17 protein-coding genes are annotated in these 16,534 nt (G+C 43.3%); 4 read left to right on the top strand and 13 right to left on the bottom strand.

The window, feature by feature from the left end:
- Positions 1-2 precede the first annotated feature (2 nt).
- The 8 genes from MK370_RS06380 to MK370_RS06345 all read right to left on the bottom strand — a co-directional run bounded on the left by MK370_RS06380 (position 3) and on the right by MK370_RS06345 (position 7,758).
- Positions 3-866, bottom strand: a complete 864-nt coding sequence (locus tag MK370_RS06380) for an ABC transporter permease (RefSeq protein ID WP_268684619.1) — start codon at positions 864-866, stop codon at positions 3-5.
- Positions 867-1,733: an ABC transporter ATP-binding protein gene (locus tag MK370_RS06375; protein WP_268684618.1), complete on the bottom strand. Its 867-nt coding sequence runs from the start codon at positions 1,731-1,733 to the stop codon at positions 867-869.
- Between the two features lie 149 nt (positions 1,734-1,882).
- Complete coding sequence (locus tag MK370_RS06370; RefSeq protein WP_268684617.1) at positions 1,883-3,883, bottom strand: ABC transporter permease; 2,001 nt, start codon at positions 3,881-3,883, stop codon at positions 1,883-1,885.
- Positions 3,864-4,643, bottom strand: coding sequence for an ABC transporter ATP-binding protein (locus MK370_RS06365; RefSeq protein ID WP_268684616.1), 780 nt, complete (start codon positions 4,641-4,643; stop codon positions 3,864-3,866). The genes MK370_RS06370 and MK370_RS06365 overlap by 20 nt, the downstream gene beginning before the upstream one ends.
- A gap of 168 nt (positions 4,644-4,811) precedes the next feature.
- Positions 4,812-5,567 carry a TraX family protein gene (locus tag MK370_RS06360; protein WP_268684615.1) on the bottom strand — a complete coding sequence of 252 codons (756 nt, stop codon included), beginning with the start codon at positions 5,565-5,567 and terminating at the stop codon, positions 4,812-4,814.
- Positions 5,568-5,715: 148 nt separating this feature from the next.
- A complete protein-coding gene (locus MK370_RS06355; protein WP_268684614.1) occupies positions 5,716-6,096 on the bottom strand; it encodes a class Ib ribonucleoside-diphosphate reductase assembly flavoprotein NrdI in 381 nt (126 codons plus the stop codon).
- Positions 6,097-6,107: 11 nt separating this feature from the next.
- Positions 6,108-7,088, bottom strand: a complete 981-nt coding sequence (locus tag MK370_RS06350) for a sensor histidine kinase (RefSeq protein WP_268684613.1) — start codon at positions 7,086-7,088, stop codon at positions 6,108-6,110.
- Complete coding sequence (locus MK370_RS06345) at positions 7,072-7,758, bottom strand: response regulator transcription factor (RefSeq protein ID WP_009659088.1); 687 nt, start codon at positions 7,756-7,758, stop codon at positions 7,072-7,074. The genes MK370_RS06350 and MK370_RS06345 overlap by 17 nt, the downstream gene beginning before the upstream one ends.
- A 41-nt stretch (positions 7,759-7,799) precedes the next feature.
- Between MK370_RS06345 and MK370_RS06340 the strand changes: the two genes are divergently transcribed.
- On the top strand, positions 7,800-9,122 hold the full coding sequence (locus MK370_RS06340) for a DUF2974 domain-containing protein (RefSeq protein ID WP_268684612.1): 1,323 nt from the start codon (positions 7,800-7,802) through the stop codon (positions 9,120-9,122).
- 157 nt (positions 9,123-9,279) lie between these two features.
- Entirely contained in the window at positions 9,280-10,476 is a 1,197-nt protein-coding gene (locus tag MK370_RS06335; protein WP_268684611.1) for a ferric reductase-like transmembrane domain-containing protein, read from the top strand.
- A gap of 141 nt (positions 10,477-10,617) precedes the next feature.
- Here MK370_RS06335 and MK370_RS06330 read toward each other — a convergent pair whose 3' ends face one another.
- A complete protein-coding gene (locus MK370_RS06330) occupies positions 10,618-11,091 on the bottom strand; it encodes a hypothetical protein (RefSeq protein WP_268684610.1) in 474 nt (157 codons plus the stop codon).
- A 208-nt stretch (positions 11,092-11,299) separates the two neighbouring features.
- Between MK370_RS06330 and MK370_RS06325 the strand changes: the two genes are divergently transcribed.
- Positions 11,300-11,827: a DUF2975 domain-containing protein gene (locus MK370_RS06325; protein ID WP_268684609.1), complete on the top strand. Its 528-nt coding sequence runs from the start codon at positions 11,300-11,302 to the stop codon at positions 11,825-11,827.
- A gap of 12 nt (positions 11,828-11,839) precedes the next feature.
- Positions 11,840-12,049: a helix-turn-helix domain-containing protein gene (locus MK370_RS06320; RefSeq protein ID WP_002894739.1), complete on the top strand. Its 210-nt coding sequence runs from the start codon at positions 11,840-11,842 to the stop codon at positions 12,047-12,049.
- A gap of 54 nt (positions 12,050-12,103) precedes the next feature.
- On the opposite strand, the gene lacG is transcribed toward MK370_RS06320, so the two are convergent.
- The 4 genes from lacG to MK370_RS06300 all read right to left on the bottom strand — a co-directional run bounded on the left by lacG (position 12,104) and on the right by MK370_RS06300 (position 16,499).
- Positions 12,104-13,510: a 6-phospho-beta-galactosidase gene (gene lacG, locus MK370_RS06315; RefSeq protein WP_268684608.1), complete on the bottom strand. Its 1,407-nt coding sequence runs from the start codon at positions 13,508-13,510 to the stop codon at positions 12,104-12,106.
- 83 nt (positions 13,511-13,593) lie between these two features.
- Positions 13,594-15,300, bottom strand: a complete 1,707-nt coding sequence (locus MK370_RS06310) for a lactose-specific PTS transporter subunit EIIC (RefSeq protein ID WP_268684607.1) — start codon at positions 15,298-15,300, stop codon at positions 13,594-13,596.
- Positions 15,300-15,617, bottom strand: a complete 318-nt coding sequence (locus MK370_RS06305) for a PTS lactose/cellobiose transporter subunit IIA (RefSeq protein WP_009754858.1) — start codon at positions 15,615-15,617, stop codon at positions 15,300-15,302. Before MK370_RS06305 ends, MK370_RS06310 begins: the two co-directional genes overlap by 1 nt.
- Positions 15,618-15,665: 48 nt before the next feature.
- Positions 15,666-16,499, bottom strand: a complete 834-nt coding sequence (locus tag MK370_RS06300; protein WP_268684606.1) for a PRD domain-containing protein — start codon at positions 16,497-16,499, stop codon at positions 15,666-15,668.
- Between the last annotated feature and the right edge of the window lie 35 nt (positions 16,500-16,534).

The following is a 16,534-nucleotide window of genomic DNA, read 5'->3' as shown; positions in this document are numbered from 1 at the left end:
TTCTATTGTAGTTTCAGCCGGCGGATGGCAATCATATTTTGCACCATCCAAATAAGCGCTGTTGCAACTAAAACTACTCCAACTATATAGAAAGTTTCTGTCCTTGTCAAGAGCTCCTGCCATTCAATGCGAATTCCCATTGTTTTTTCAAAAGCTGCTTGAGGCTGGCTGTTATTGGCGAAAGTATTTGCTAGACTTTCCTTCATGAGAACCTGTCTAAAAAGAGATGTCATGTAGTTAGAAGGCGTAAGCTTCATTAGATTTTGCGCCATTTTCGGCAAGGTTCCAATGGGTATATAGGTCCCCACTAGAAAACCAGAGGTGGCTCCGACTACTGTCGCCAATTTCCCTAAACTATCCACTGATTTGAAACATTGAACAATCAGAGCATTTATCAGTGTGGCCAAGAGGCTGTTTAAGAGCATCAGAAGAACCAGGTAAGGAAGGATTCCCCACTCAAAGGAAATGTTATCCGCCAGCGTAAAATAGCTGAGCATAAAGGCAAACATAATGACCTGCATCAAAAAGCCGATAATGACAGAGCTGACAAGATAACTAAGCTGCAAGCCCCATGGTCCCAAGTCTGTGATAAAGAGATCGTCTGTCACCTTCCGCTCCCGGTCTTCGACCTGCCGAGAGAAAGCTGCCAAGGTGGTCGTTAATCCTGTAACTGCTAACACGCCGCTAATCAACCAGAAGTCGAGCAGCTCTTTAGCATGGCTACTTTCTAACCAAGACCCTTTCATGTTGTCCTTTAGAAAGACCAGATATAAAACAAAGGGAATAATGGCTCCGAAGAGGGACAAAATTACCCCACTGCGGTTTCGGAAATAAAGTAAAAAATTACGTTTGATCAACATTAACATTTAACGTACCTCTCTTCCTGTCAGTGCCATAAAGGCATCGTCCATGGTTCCGGGTTGGAATTCAAATTGTTCGATATAGGGACCAGCCTGAGCCAATAAGATCAGAGCTTCTTGAGTCGTTTTAGGATGGAGGATAAATTCTCCTTCCTTGACCTGCTCCCAAGCGCAGCCTCTTGGCAAACTTTTCTCTAAACTTACTGAGTCTTGACTCAAAATCCGTAAGACATTACGGGCATAGTTTCCCTTAATCTGGTCGGCGGAGCCTTGGGCAATGACCTGACCATGATCTACGATATAAATCTTATCCGCATCGTCGGCTTCATTGAGATAGTGGGTTGTCAAGACAATGGTCATCTGCTCTTCTTTCTGAATTTGTTTGAGTAGGCTCCAAATACTTTCCCGAGTCTGAATGTCCAGGCCTGTCGTAGGCTCATCTAGAAAAAGCAGGTCGGGACTATTGAGCAGGGCTCGCGCAATGTCCACCCGACGCTTTTGACCACCGGACAGTGTCCCATAAGGCTGCTTGACAAAAGCTGACAAGCCCAGCTGAGAGACCAAGCGATCGATTCTACCTGCCGGCATCTCCTTGTACTGCTTGGCTCTAATCTGCAGGTTTTCAAGCACTGTCAAATGGTCATCCAAAACACTATCCTGAAAAACCACGCCCAGCTTAAGCTTTTCAGCATAGTAAATCTGCCCGGATGTTGGCTGCAAGAGACCAATCAGCATCTGAATGGTCGTGGATTTTCCAGCGCCATTTGGTCCTAAAATAGCTGTGAAACTGCCTCTCTCAATCTGAATATCGAGACCATTGATAGCCACCTTATCGCCATAAACCTTGCTAAGATTTTTCGTTTCTACTAACATGATCTTTTCTCCTTTTCTTTACTTCTGAGACTATGATAGCAAGTCTTTTTTGAAAAATCTCAGCTTTTTGGACAAGCGGTAAAATGAGGGAGATGAGTGGTAAAAATCCAGACATAAAAAATCCCCGACATCTGGTCAGGGATTTGCTCTTAGAGGGCGACAATCTTGCGGTAGCTTCGTGAAGTCAGCAGAAATACCAGAATATAGGTCAGAAGGAAGACTCCGCAAGTTGCAAGTGTTGTCTGAATTAAGAGAGGAAGATTGGTCACACCTAGTAGAGCAACTATCAAGCGCAGCATATGAAAGACCGCTGCTACATGTAGAAAAGCAAAAATGAGAGGTAGGAAGAAAACAGTCAAAATCTGCTTACGAATGGTACTTCTAGTCTGCTTTTCATCTAGACCAACCTTTTGCAAGATGATAAAACCACCTCGGTCTTCATATCCTTCAGAGATTTGCTTGTAGTAAATCACGAGAACAGCTCCTAGAAGGAAGATAACAGAGAGGAAGACACCGATGAAGAGCAAGGTTCCAGTAAGTTCTTGATAGCTCTTTTCTGCACTATAACGGTCACTAGCCATTGCGAAGCTACCATCTTGAGCTTGTTCCTGATCCAAAGTGTCCCTCAACCCCAGTTGGACTTGCTCGACAAACTTTTTACTGCCCTTAGTCTCTGAAGCAACTCCAATGTAGTAGTAATGATCCACATCGAGATTAACCTCTTTGCTATCATTGACCACCATATAGAGACCCTGCTCCATGGTCACATCGTTTGGATTAGGAATTTCCCCATGCGTGAAATTCGACGATAAAAGCTGCTTAATCTTCCAGTCCTTTCCATTCACTCGGAGAGGCTTGTCCTTATTTAAGGAAATATTTTTTCCATAGACAAGAGTTTCATTGTCTGCCAAATCTATCTTTTCCCCTGTCATTTTTTCATAATCCTGACGATTAATGACCGTAATCGTGCCTGCAGATTTGGTCAAGATACTTGTATCCGACTCCAGCTCGCTTTGCATTGGAACTGTCACATCATTATCAGCTAATTTCATGATGAAGGCTGATTGGTAGAGATAGGTAGTATAGCTTGGCTTCTTCAGACCAGTGTCCTGAGCGACTTGCTGAACCTTTTCCAACAGAGCCTCCTTCTGATCGGTCGATTTCGGCAAGACGATGCTGACATTATAATCCTTCGGATGCAAGGTAGTAATATAATCCTGACCCCCAACATAGATATTGATTGTACCAACCAGAGTCACTAAGAGCATGGTAGATAGAATGGAGATAGTTGCCAATCCTGCTGCATTTTTACGCATCCGCGAGATGAGATTAGAAACAGAAATGAAATTCTGCGTTTTATAGTAGTAGCCTTTGCGCTTTTTGAGAAATTTCAATAGTGTAATTGAACCTGCATTAAAAAGCAGATAGGTCGCTAGAATAACCATGACCACAGCTATAAAGAAATTGCCGATAGCAGCGACAGGTTTGGTAACGGTCAAAGCCATATAATAAGCTACACCCATGAGCAGGAGCCCCAGCAAGGTTTGCAGAAAAAGGAAGCGTCCCTTCTTCTCGCCAGCTTTCTTTTCTTTCATTAGGTTAAGAGAGCTATAGCGTAGAAGTCGGGTAGAGTTGAGCAACAAAATCACTGCAAAAGCGACACCCAGACTGACTAGAGTCATCCAGACATTCTGCCATTGGAAGGTTGAGGCAAGAACTGCCGGCATTCCCATCAATTTCAAAAGGACTGCGTAAAGCATCTTGTCCAAAGCTAAGCCAGACAAGACTCCCAGACCGACTGTAGCCAGATAAAAGACACAGAGTTCAAAGAAGGTCATGACTAGCAGATGCTTTTTCTCCATGCCTAGCAGACTATAGACTCCCAACTCTCGGGAGCGGTTTTTCATAACAAAGCTATTAGCATAGGTAATGAGGATAAGGACGGCAATCTGAATGACATGGATACCAAACTGCAAGGTCATGCGAGCAGCCGCACCGCCATAAGAGGCCTCCATGTTGGGGCTATGAGCCAGTGAGACAAAACTATACAAAATCGCTGTTGCAAGTACCGTCGCCAAAGCAAATGGATAATACAAACTGCGATTTTTAACCAGATTGGACAAAGCCAGTTTACTCGTTAGTTTGAACATAATTGCCCACCTCACTTGCCATAACTGTCAGAGTATCAGAAATCTCTTGGAACATCTGCCGCTCGGTCTTGTCGCCACGGAAGATTTGATTATAAAGAATTCCATCCTTGATAAAGAGCACCCGCTTGGCGCGGCTAGCCGCTGCAGTTGAGTGGGTCACCATGAGAATGGTTTGACCGCGGGCATTGATGTCATCAAAGACATCCAGCAACGCCGCCGAAGACTTGGAATCCAAGGCTCCTGTCGGCTCATCCGCCAGCAGAATCTCAGGATCTGTGATGATGGCCCGAGCCACTGCAACTCTCTGCTTCTGGCCTCCAGAAATCTCATAAGGAAACTTCTCTTGCAGCTTGTTAATTCCCAGCTCCTTGCAGGTTGTCACCAGCTTTTGCATCATCTCGGTAATGGGACGGCGAGAGAGGACCAAAGGCAGTAGAATATTATCCTTGACCGACAGAGTATCCAGCAGATTGAAATCCTGAAAGACAAAACCTAATTTCTCCCAGCGGAAGCTGGAAGCCTGGCTGTTTTTGATGGTTGCTGTGTCAGTTCCGTTGAGAAAGACGCGGCCCTCAGTCGGCTTGTCCAACATGGCTAAGATGTTGAGCAGGGTGGATTTCCCAGAACCTGACTCCCCCATGATGGCGACATATTCGCCCTTTTCTACCGTAAAGTGAATGTCTTTCAAGGCCTCTACTTGGCTGCCCTGAAAGCGGGTTTTGTAAATCTTTTTCACGTGTTGTACGTCTAATAATGTCATCTTTAATCCTTTCTGTCTAGCAGGCACCTATCAAAGCCCTGCTTTTAGCAGTTTTATGAACTGCCTCCTAATTGATAAGTCTATTTTATCTCAATACCAACCGTCCTGCCATAACCTAAGCTTACATTTTAAAGTGCAATCTTACACTTTTGTAAGATGAGATGGGCTTTATTTTACCCAAAAGGCAATCAAAGCAATTAGCCAAAGGTGGGCTGGATAGAATATATAGAAGAAATATTTGCTCCACTTGCTGCTGGATCCTCGCTCACCATTGTAGAAGTGCAAGAGAGGAAGAACACTGATAAAGAGCCAGTCTGAATTGTAGAGCAGCATTGTTAGCGTGTCCTGCATGGTTGGATAAATTTGAATACTCATGGCAAAGAGAATTCCCGCCCAAACTACATAGGACAAGTTTCTGAAAAAGACTTGATTTCTAAAAAGGTAGGTCAAGAGCATGAAAGGAAGCAGAGCCATACCACCTTCGCTAAAGAGAAGCCCAGCCAGCAAGACTAATACTCCTACCGTCAGCCGCAAACCACGCTTCCCATCCTTAGCAGCTCCGCCATTGTCAGAAAAGCCAAAGAAAAGACTCAGCATGAGGACCCCGTAGGCCAAGGTCAGGAAGATATTGTGAGTGAGGTAGATGCCCTTTTCCTGAAAGAGGAGCGTCAGGATACAGTTTCCTGTCTGCATCAGGGCTGCCCAAAAGAAGAGCCTCATATTGTAAGCCAGGCGGTTGCGAGTGTGGAGAAAACCTTCCACTGCCATGAAGGCAAATGCTACTCCGACACAGCGGGTTAGGGCATGCAAGACTCCATCCCAGCCGTCCGGCACCAGCCCCGGTATCTGACTGATATGGTCAAAAACCATAAGAAATGCCATGAAGAGCTTCAACTGAAAAGCATTTATACCTTTTGATTTCATTTTTCTGTCTCCTTCTTATTTCTTGACTCTATGATAATAAAAAAGAAAGGTCGGTACCATAACCTAACCTTTCATTTGCTAGTTTTATTCTTACAATTTTGTCACTTTTAAAAATCTTGCAAAGCATCTACCTAAAATAGCACAAAACCTAGCGGCTTTTATGTACACTTTCAGATGTCTGCAACTGTTCTAAAAAGGCTTTGACTGCTTGTCTGTCTGCTTCCGTTCCAGAGCCCTCTATGTTACGAATATGGAGAAGACCATACTGCTCCACTATCTTATCCGTTGCCCCGCAAAAGGTCCGCGGATAACGCTTCTGATTGCCATTGATGACAAAGCCTTTGATTAGATGTCTGTTCTTTCTGATGAAGCGCTTGGTCGTCCACGGAATCTGCCCAGCACCGCTATTTCTGCTGACTAAAATACAGGGTTCCTCCAGCTTTTTCCAGACTGACTGGCTAGGCATTTCCAGACTTTTAGCAAACTTCTTACCCAAACCAGTCAGACTATCATAAACCACTACTAGCAACTTTCTTCCTCCTACTCAAAGATCAATTTCTTCTCAGGAAAGGCGATGGAAACCGTCGTTCCCTGACCAACTTGAGAGTCTATAGCAATCTTGTGTCCTAGCTGATCAGCAATTTTCTTGGACAGATAAAGACCTAAGCCTGAGGACTGCTGGGTCAAACGACCGTTGTAACCTGAGAAACCACGCTCAAAAACCCGCAGCAAATCAGCATTTTGAATGCCCAGACCCGTGTCCTTGATGTAGAGGCTACCCTCGTGAAAATAAATTTCTATACTGCCTTCTTTTGTGTATTTAAGACTATTGGACAGGACCTGCTCCAAAATCACTAAAAACCACTTTTTATCAGTGACAATCGTGTGGTCTAGGTCATGAAGATTGAGGCTGAGTCCTTGCTGAATAAAGAAAAGAGCGTATTTCTTGACAACTTCTCTGACCAAATCAGCCAAATTTTCCTGCTTCAGAACTAGATCGTCATGGAAGCTTTCCAGACGGAGGTACTGGAGCACCAGATGAACGTAGGATTCGATCTTGAAGAGCTCCTGCTCCAGCTGAGACTTGGCTTCCTTATCCTTCAAATCTCCAATCAAAAGTGAACTGGCAGCAATGGGAGTCTTGACTTGATGAACCCAAAGAGTGTAGTAGTCCAGCAAATCATTGTATTTTTCCTGCTCAACCAAGAGCTGATTCTTCTGTTCGTACTCCAGCTCTTCCACTCGTTCCTGCAAGAGCTTTTCTAGAGGAGTCTGAGCCTGAGCGGAGACCTGTAGCTTCTGGCTGCGATAGCTCTTAAAGGCCGTCCAAGCATCTGCTCCGATAAACAAGAAAGACAGAAAAGCCAGCAAGAGCGTAACATATTCCAGCAGACTGCGGTAAGCATCAAAGACAAAGGCAAAAATCAAAATGAAACCTAGCAGCAGAATCAAAAGAGCTAGAAAAAATCGCCGTGAATAAAGGTAAGATTTAAGAAAGAAAAATTTATCCTGTATGTCCATTGATGAGACCGTATCCTATTCCTTTTTTGGTTTCGATGAAGTTTTTCAGTCCGTGCTCTTCAAGCTTCTTACGCAGGCGAGCAACATTGACCGATAGGGTATTGTCATCGATGAAAAAGTCACTGTTCCAGAGTTCCTTCATAAGATCATCACGCGCCACGATACCATCAGAATGCTCGAAGAGAACCCGTAAAATCTGAAATTCGTTCTTTGTCAAGGTCACCACTTTCCCATCAAAGACCAGATCTGTTGACTTGAGATTGAGAATGACACCTTGGTGCTCCAAGAGACTCTGATCGTTTCCGAACTCATAGGAACGGCGCAGCAAGCCCTGAACTTTAGCCAGAAAGACATTATTGTCAAAAGGCTTGGTCACATAGTCATCAGCCCCCATATTGATAGCCATGACAATGTCCATGGACTGATCGCGGGAAGACAGAAACATGATAGGCACCGTTGAAATCTTGCGGATTTCCTGACACCAATGATAGCCGTTAAACAAGGGCAGACCGATATCCATCAGCACCAGATGCGGCTCCTCTCGAACAAAGACAGTCAGCACATCCATAAAGTCCTCGACTGCCACTACCTGAAAGCCCCATTGTTCCAGCATTTTCTTAATCATCTGACGAATGACCGGATCATCTTCTACTAGTAAAATCTTGTGCATCTTTCCCTCCCGATTGCTTGCTAGTAACATTATACCAAAAAATGCGATTGCTTGTTTATCATCCTCAGTCTAAGGTAGGATTTTTCTGGAAAAGAGAAATTCTAGCAAAAAAATATGCTATACTAACTAGTAGAAATTGGAGATATAACATGAGCAATATTTTTAAGTATCTTGAAGAAGTTCAGCATGACAGCATTTATGATAAACCTTTCAATGAACTGGATCTGCTAATTCTGACAGAGCTAACCTACTTGCCTTTTGACCAACTAGTGCACGAAGACATGTCCCCTTACTGCGACTGCCGGCTGCTGGATTTGGCCGACCAAGTACCGCGCGACCTCTCCATAATGGTCAGTAAAAACCGTCTGAAACTGCTAGATTTGGCCGCAGCCTCTATCCGCTTTAAAAATCTAAAACTGATGGGCTATGTCAATGACGTTGACCAAGATCTCCAGAAGCAATTCGCTGCCTTGATTTTCAAAATCAAGCCCGATACATATGTCCTGGTCTTTCGCGGCACAGACGACTCCATTGTCGGCTGGAAGGAAGACTTCCACATGACCTATATGGCTCAAATCCCTGCTCAGAAAATGGCCGCCCGCTACCTGCAGAAAGCCTTAGAAAATCTGCCCGGTAACTTTATCTTAACCGGCCATTCCAAAGGAGGAAACCTGGCTTCTTATGCAGCCAGTCAGATGGTTGCGTCGCTCCAAGACCGTATTGAAGCCATCTACAGCTATGACTCTCCCGGCCTCAATCACTCTGTCACCGAAAGCGATAGCTATCAGGCTGTAGTTGAAAGGATGAAACGCTACCTGCCTCAGAACTCCATCGTCGGCATGATGCTGGAAACACCTAAGGAAGCTAGGATTGTCAAAAGCAGTGCTATCGGCGGCTTTGCCCAGCACGATACCTTTTCGTGGAAAACCAAGGGAGACTCTTTCCTATTGCTGGATACACTAGATGCAGAGAGCCTGCAGATAGACAAAACGTTTAAAAATTGGGTGAGCACCGTTTCAGATGAAGAACTTAAAGACTTTTTCGACCTCTTTTTCGGACTGATTTTGGATGCAGGTATCCAGTCTGTCGACGAACTATCCAATGTTGAAAACTTTAACAAAGTCCTTGATATCCTGAAAAATGCTAAGTCTCTAACAGACCAAGAACGTGACATGCTGCTACGCTTGTCCAAGCTCCTACTGGATATGCGTGTCCAAAGCTGGAAAGACTCCATTAGCTTGCCTAAGCCTTCTGCTATTGGCAAGGATATCCGAGAAAACCTATCACGCTGGAGCAAGCAGTTGTCTTTCGGCCAGTCTGAGACTGACAAAAAGGAAGACACTGCCGCAGAGGTTCAAGAGTAAAATCACAAATCTCTTCTATAGCTAGGCTAACGGAAGACTTGACCTATCCATACCAAAAACAAAACAAGCTCTTATCTTGACAGCTTGTTTTTTCTTTGTTAGAATGTAACAAATATGTTTACAACTAAGTAGTGATAAAATCAGAAAGGAATCCATCATGAAATCTATCAAAGGAATTGCCCTTATCGCTGTCAGCATACTCCTGACCATCTATGCTTGGGCTTCAGCTGGAATGACCAACTTTATCGTACCCGGTCTGGCCTTGACTACCCTTTCGCTGACCTTTTTACTTGCGACTCGGAACGTCCTATTGGAAAAATGGTTCAATGGCATCGAAAAGATGTATGCTTATCATAAGTTTACAGCTATCTTTTCCGTCGTCCTACTTGCTCTCCACAATGTTGCTATGGGCGGTAGTCTCTGGGGATCACATTTAGCAGCCCAGCTTGGTAATGTTGGAATCTATCTCTTTGTCAGTATTGTTCTGGTGGCCTATCTTGGCAAGCACATCAAATATGAGGCTTGGCGCTGGATTCACCGCTTTGTTTATTTGGCCTATATCTTTGGTCTCTTCCACGCCTATATGCTGATGGGCGGTCGACTCCTAACACCGACCTTATTAGGTTTAATAGTCGGATTCTATGTTATCATAGGTTTAGCTTCTGGCTTTTACATCATCTTCCTCTATCAAAGTTTGGCCTTTCGCCATCTGGGAAAAATTCTGCAGGTCAAACGACTGAACCACGATACCGTGGAGTTGAAGATTCAGCTTAGTCAAAAGCTAGACTATCAGTATGGTCAGTTTGCCTTTGTCAAGATTTTCCAAGAAGGATTTGAAAAAGCGCCGCATCCATTCTCTATCTCTGGCGGCCATGACAATATCGTCTACTTTACCATCAAGAACTCTGGAGATCACACTAAGAAACTTTATGACAAGATCCAAGAGGGAACCAAGGTCACCATCGACCGAGCTTATGGTCACATGATTCTTGATCAGGGGCAGGAAAAGCAGATTTGGATTGCTGGTGGGATTGGCATTACTCCCTTCATTTCCTATATCCGTGATAATCCTAATCTGAATCGTCCAGTCAGCTTCTACTACGCTTATACTGGAGCTGAAAATGCTGTTTACCTAGACCTCCTCAAAGACTATGCGGCCAAGAATCCGGAGTTTGACCTTCATTTGGTCGATAGCAAGGTCTCCGGCTATTTGGACTTCAAAAATTATCCTCTGGATAACAAAACCACCGTCTTCATGTACGGACCTGTCAAAATGATGGATAAACTAGCTAACGAATTCAAAAAGACCAATCCTCAAGCAGATCTGGTCTATGAAGGTTTTAAGTTTAAATAAAGAAATCAAAAAGAGGAGTTTAATCCTCTTTTTTAGTCTATTTGGATTCAACAAATTTTGAAAAAGATAAAATTTCTATCACTCAATATCCAAAAATAGACTTTTTAAACTACAAGAATAGACGGAAAAAATTAATTCTAATCAGAATGAGCAAGAAAATAGAAAATCCGATAAACAAATATTTAAAATACTTTTCATTGCTGATGCAACGCTCAACATAGGCTTCTTCAGGATTCTTAGGATTATAGTAAACGACCATATTTGAGCTGACGGGAAATATTTTTTAAAGTCTAGACTCCTATCCGAGCTGTAAACATAGTCACTTGAAAAGACATCTTTTTGGATTTTTCCTGAAGATGCAGGGATAAACTGTTTATACTCAAGCCTTTTTCGATACTGTTTTCCACGGACAGTATATTCTACAAGAGGCAAGGCTACCTGAGGTTGCTCACCATGGCGACTATAGATGGAACTGTTATACCCTACTACTTTGCCTGATATTAAAGATGTAGATTTACTTCTAATAGAAATTTCTTTTCGATAGTGAAGATAGAGTGGAAAAACAATAACTAGCCAGAGTAGCCCAAGCACCACAATCATAAACATAGGATTCATTACTATCTCCTTCGTTACTTTGATATTCAATACATATTGTGTCAAAATTTTCATTGATACCAAATCCTCTATAAGATATCTTTTTGGTCTCAAAAAAATTATCGTTTTTCGATATATTTTTCTTGAAATACAATAAAAAATAGATTATAATAAGAATAAAAGGAAAAGAAAATCTACTGCCGGCTGATTTTCGATAGAGGTAAGCATCATGAAAAAGATTGAATTAAAAAATAACTCTTTGCTCAAAGATATTGTTACTCTATTAAACCTTATCATAGTGGGTTATGCTGCTATTCTGGCCTTTCTTATTATCCTAAGTGTGATTTCTTACACCGGTCTTTCCGACAGGTTGGGAATAAAGCTCAATGTTCAATTTCTGCCCTCAGTTGATTTTTCAAATTTGTGGAGTATTCTAGCCTTTGTTATAAATCTTCTCACAGCTTCTTTGACTATTTATCTCATCTATCTTGCTCGTAATTTCATCAAAAATTTGATTGGTGGAAAGATTTTTGATTCATCAAACACGCAACTAGCTGATAAGGCATGGAAAGTCTTTTTGGCTCTGACCTTTCTTTCCGTTAAGGTTGCTGCATCAGGCAATCCCATCACCCTCCCCTTCTCTTTTAACGCCAGTGTGAGCTTTACACCTCTCTTGGGTGCTCTGATTATTTGGCTGATGATGAAAATTCTGGAAAAAGGGATTGATATAGCTGAAGAGAATGAATTTACCATCTAGGAGGCTGCTATCATGATTATCGTTAATCTTGATGTCCAGCTGGCAAAGAAAAAGATGAAACTGGGTGAACTGGCCGATATCATCGGTATCACCAACGCCAATCTTTCCATTCTCAAAACGGGCAAGGCTAAGGCTATCCGCTTTAGCACCCTCAATGCTATCTGTCAGGCCCTTGATTGCCAGCCTGGAGACATCCTAGAATTTACAGATGATGAAGAATAAAAAAACTCCCGTCCTAGCTGATTTCATTCAGCTAAGGATGGGAGTTTTGCTTTTCTATTCAATCATTTGTGTTTCAGCTAGTTTCTTATACCAGTGAGCGGATTTCTTCGGATAGCGTTCCTGAGTTTCAAAGTCTACGTAGAATAAGCCGTAGCGTTTTTCATAACCGTTAGACCAAGAAAAGACATCCATCAGAGACCAGATAAAGTAGCCCTTTACATTAGCCCCGTCCGCAATCGCGTCGGATAAAACTTCCAGATGCTGCTTGACGTAATCAATCCGAGCATCGTCGTAAACTGTATCGTCCACAAATTCATCTTTATAACCCAGACCATTTTCCGTGATATAAATCTTCTTGTAGTTGGGATAATCTTTCTTAATCCGCATGATTTGGTCATAGAGACCTTTCGGATAGATAATCCAATCCCAATCAGTTTTCGGAATATGGGTTGGAGATTCTCTGCGCCCTACTCCCTTAATCTGGTACTTGGAGCTTCCCTTTTCGCCTTTTCCGTTATGGATAATTTCTGTTTCACCGTCAAAGTCGCGCATCCAGTCACTCATATAGTAGTTGATGCCAAGGAAGTCATTGAGGTCTTTAGCTGCTTCTAGAGCTGCAAAGTCTTCATCTCGTAGATCCAGCTGACCACCATTGACCTTAAGGATATGATTCACTCCTGCCAAAGTTACATCTGAATAGTGTCCCAGATAAGTCGCATCTAGGATAAATTTGTTATGAATAATATCTTCCAACTCTGCCGCTCTGACATCTGCTGGATTTTCTGGATCGTAAGGATATTTTGTCGGAAGTGCATGAACGACACCGATTTCACCCTTGTATCCCTTGTCCTTATAGAGCTTAACGGCACGGGCATGAGAGACCATCATGTTGTGATGGGATTGGAAAACCTTGGCCAAGTCATACTGGATACCCGGAGGGAATTTTCCAACTAAGTACTGACCGTCTCCAATGGGTCCAATTTCATTGAAAGTTGTCCAATAGCGAACTTCTGGAAATTCTTCAAAACAGAAAGCCGCATAGTCCACAAAGTGCTCAATATTTTCCCGATTGAGGAAATCGCCATTTGAATGAAGAGCCTCTGGTGTATCAAAGTGATGAAGGGTCACAAAAGGTTCTACATGACGCTTGTGGCATTCTGCGAAAAGATTATGGTAAAATTCCACACCTTTTGGATTGACCTCGCCATAGCCTGTCGGGAAAATCCGCGACCAAGCAATGGAAATCCGAATCCCATTGACGCCATACTCTTCAGCTAATTTCAGATCCACAGGGTATTTATGGTAAAAGTCACTGGCAGGCTCCGCCGTGTACCAGTAATTATCTTCTAGGTATTTATCCCAGGCAACAGGTCCTTTTCCATCTGTGTGGGTTGCTCCCTCAGCTTGATAGGCCGCTGTTGCACCACCGAAAATAAAATCTTTAGGTAAGCTTTTTGTCATCTTATTTTCCTTTCAATAGAATTTGAGATGAAGGCAAGCTTGATGATATTCTTATCAAGTTGCTTCATCTCACATAAACAGATTTAGTTGTTAAATTGCTCCTGAACGAAGGCAAGCGCCCCTTTACCATCACGAGTGAGCTTGATGTATTGGCCACCTTCAGTCTTAGCTAGCTTGATGCCTAATTTATCTGTTTCAGCCTTCATGTCTTCAAAGTTGGAGGCAACTTGAGGAGCCAGGATAACCAGGTCAAACTCAGGCAGCATTTCACGGTGAGCACCGTAGCCACCCGCTGCTGCTTTGACAGGGACATTGTATTCAGCTGCTGCTTTATTCAAAGCGTTGGCCAGCAATCCACTAGTACCACCACCTGCACAGAGCACCAGAACATTGGTTTCTTCGCTAATATTGTTTTGCGCCGGAGCTTCTTCATCCACTCCTGCTTTTTCAAGGATAGCGTCTGCTTTAACAGTATTAAAGTTAGCTGCTACTTTTTCTTTAAGAGCATCGTTAGCTTTTCCGGAACGTTCTTCTTCTAGGATTTGTTCGTCATAAACCTTGACGAATGGATAGTAAATAATCACATCTACTACGACAAGGAGGGCTGCTAGTACAAAGGACAGAAGCTGGAAGTTGGTACCCAGCACAATTCCCAGAGGTCCAGGTGTCACCCAAGGAAGGTTGGCTGAGAAGGAGTTCATGTTCAAAGTATCAACAAAGAATTTGAAAATCCATACGTTTACGATAGGTGCAAAGATAAATGGAATAAAGAAAATTGGATTCAGTACGATTGGAGCACCAAAGAGAATGGGCTCATTAACACCAAAGAAAGTTGGGACAACAGATGCCCGTCCAATCGCACGGTTGCGCTCAGACTTACAGATCCACATGAAGAGGAATGGAACAATCAAGGTCGCACCAGTACCACCCATGGTAACGATGAACATTTGAGTACCAGAAGTGATGACCTTATCCGCATGCTGACCAGATTGAATCAAGGCCAAGTTAGCATCAATATTGGCATAAGTAATGGCAGCAATGGCAGGCTCAACGATAGACGGACCGTGAATTCCCACGAACCAGAAGAAAGCATAAGCACCAAAGATAAGTGTGATTCCCAGATAGCCATCTGCAGCTGAGAAAAGCGGAGCGAGAAGTGTTCCGATGGATTCAGCAACCGTAACTCCCAGACTTGCTTTAACAAGCAGTTCCAAACCGTAGAGGAGAACGACTGAGACAGTAAATGGAATCAAGTCTTTAAATACTTGAGAAATATTTGGTGGAACTTCTTCTGGCATGCGGATGGTGACATTATTTTTCACACAAACCTTGTAGACATTAACCGTAACAAAAGCTGCGATGAAAGCTGTCAAAAGACCTTTGGTTCCCATGAAGGCAGTCAGGAAGCCACCTTCCTTGGCAGGCTCAGCTGCCATGAGGAGGAAGCCGACCATAGAAGCCAGCATAGTAGACAAGAAGTTAATCTGGTTTGTCGCAGGCAGGTCGCGGTTGACAGAGTCAGTCAGAGCCTTGGCAGTAGTCCCACCCACAAAGAAAGCCAGAATCCCCATCGAATAGCTATAAGGGGTCATTAAGAAAGTTTCAATGTCCTTAGACCAATGGAAGCCCCAAGCATTTGGCACATAGGCAATCAAGATAAAGATAGATGAGAAGAGGATGACTGGCATACCAGCGATAAAGCCATCCCGAATAGCACGGAGATAGATATTCCGAGAAATCTTCTCAAAGAAAGGCTTCCCTTTCTCAATAAGTCCGATGAGTTTGTTCATTATTTTACTCCTCTTTTGTATAGTTCAATCAAATGGTGCATCATGTCTTTTAGCAAGATAGTAGTCATTAAGTGATCTTGGCCGTGCATCATGGTCACGCTGTATGCCAAGTCCTCACCAGCAGCTTCTTTTGTCAAGAGACTGGTCTGAGCGTGGTGAGCTTCAGCGATGCAGCTATTGGCTTCTTCTACCAAGGCATCTGCCTTAGCAAAATCCCCAGCCTCTGCGGCTTTCAAAGCTTCCAGGAGCTTGGAGCGAGCGTCACCAGCGTAGGCCACAATTTCAAAACCGAGCAATGTTACTTCTTCTCTATTCATGAGAGTTCCTCCTTGTATTCTTATGTAAATTATTATTATTATTTTCTATTATAAAAGGCGTTGAATATGCAGCACCAGGTAGACCCGTTCGCTGCGGTAGAGATCAATTCCCGTCTTCTGGGCAATGATGTGGTAAATATCACTTCCGACCTTATAGGCTTGAGGGTAGGTCATTTGGATCTGACTTTCCATTTCCAGCAGGGAAACATTGTCATCACGGCTTCTGTCCAGATAGTCCAAAAAGTAGTTCAGGTGAATCATAAAACGGTCATAAAAGTTGCTGTTTTCTGCACTTCTTTTAATGCCATTTTTCTTCAGCTCTGCCTCAACTGCAGCCAGAATATCTTTTCGCCTGCCCAAGTGACTTTGCCCCTCAGGATTGGTCTCCCCTTCAGCATTGATAAAGTGATAGGCAATGCGATTGACCTCGTCGCTAGGGAAATGATCCAACAACCGCTTGCGGTATATCGCTACTGCTTCCTGAGCAATCTGATAAGGGACAGGGTATTTGTCCGAAGCATCCGGCAGGTCACTCTCCTTGTACCGCCCCTGCTGCACAGCCTGATAAGAACAGTAGATGTGATCTGTCAGCGTGACATAGATATACTCCTGAACAGGATAATCATACTTCTTAGAAAGGGTATCAATCACATCATAGGTCACTGTGATAAAGTCCAGTGGAACATCTTTGAGCAAGGCCACAAAGTTTTCTTTAGACTCTTCCGTTCTTAGGCGAAAGATTTTCTCAATCTTACTTTCCAGAACGATGTCACCCTTCTTTTTATTAAAAGCTATGCCACTGCCAATCAGAACAACCTCTTCACCATTTTCATGTTTGGCTAGAGCAACATTGTTGTTCATAGGATGTATGATTCGATACATATCTCCTCCTCTTCATTTTCTAGGGTTCTGGCAAA

The sequence above is a fragment of the Streptococcus sanguinis genome (genome assembly GCF_026781265.1).
GTDB lineage: Bacteria > Bacillota > Bacilli > Lactobacillales > Streptococcaceae > Streptococcus > Streptococcus sanguinis_T.
The sequence above is the reverse complement of the archived record's forward strand: the minus strand, read 5'-3'. Positions and strand labels throughout refer to the sequence as shown.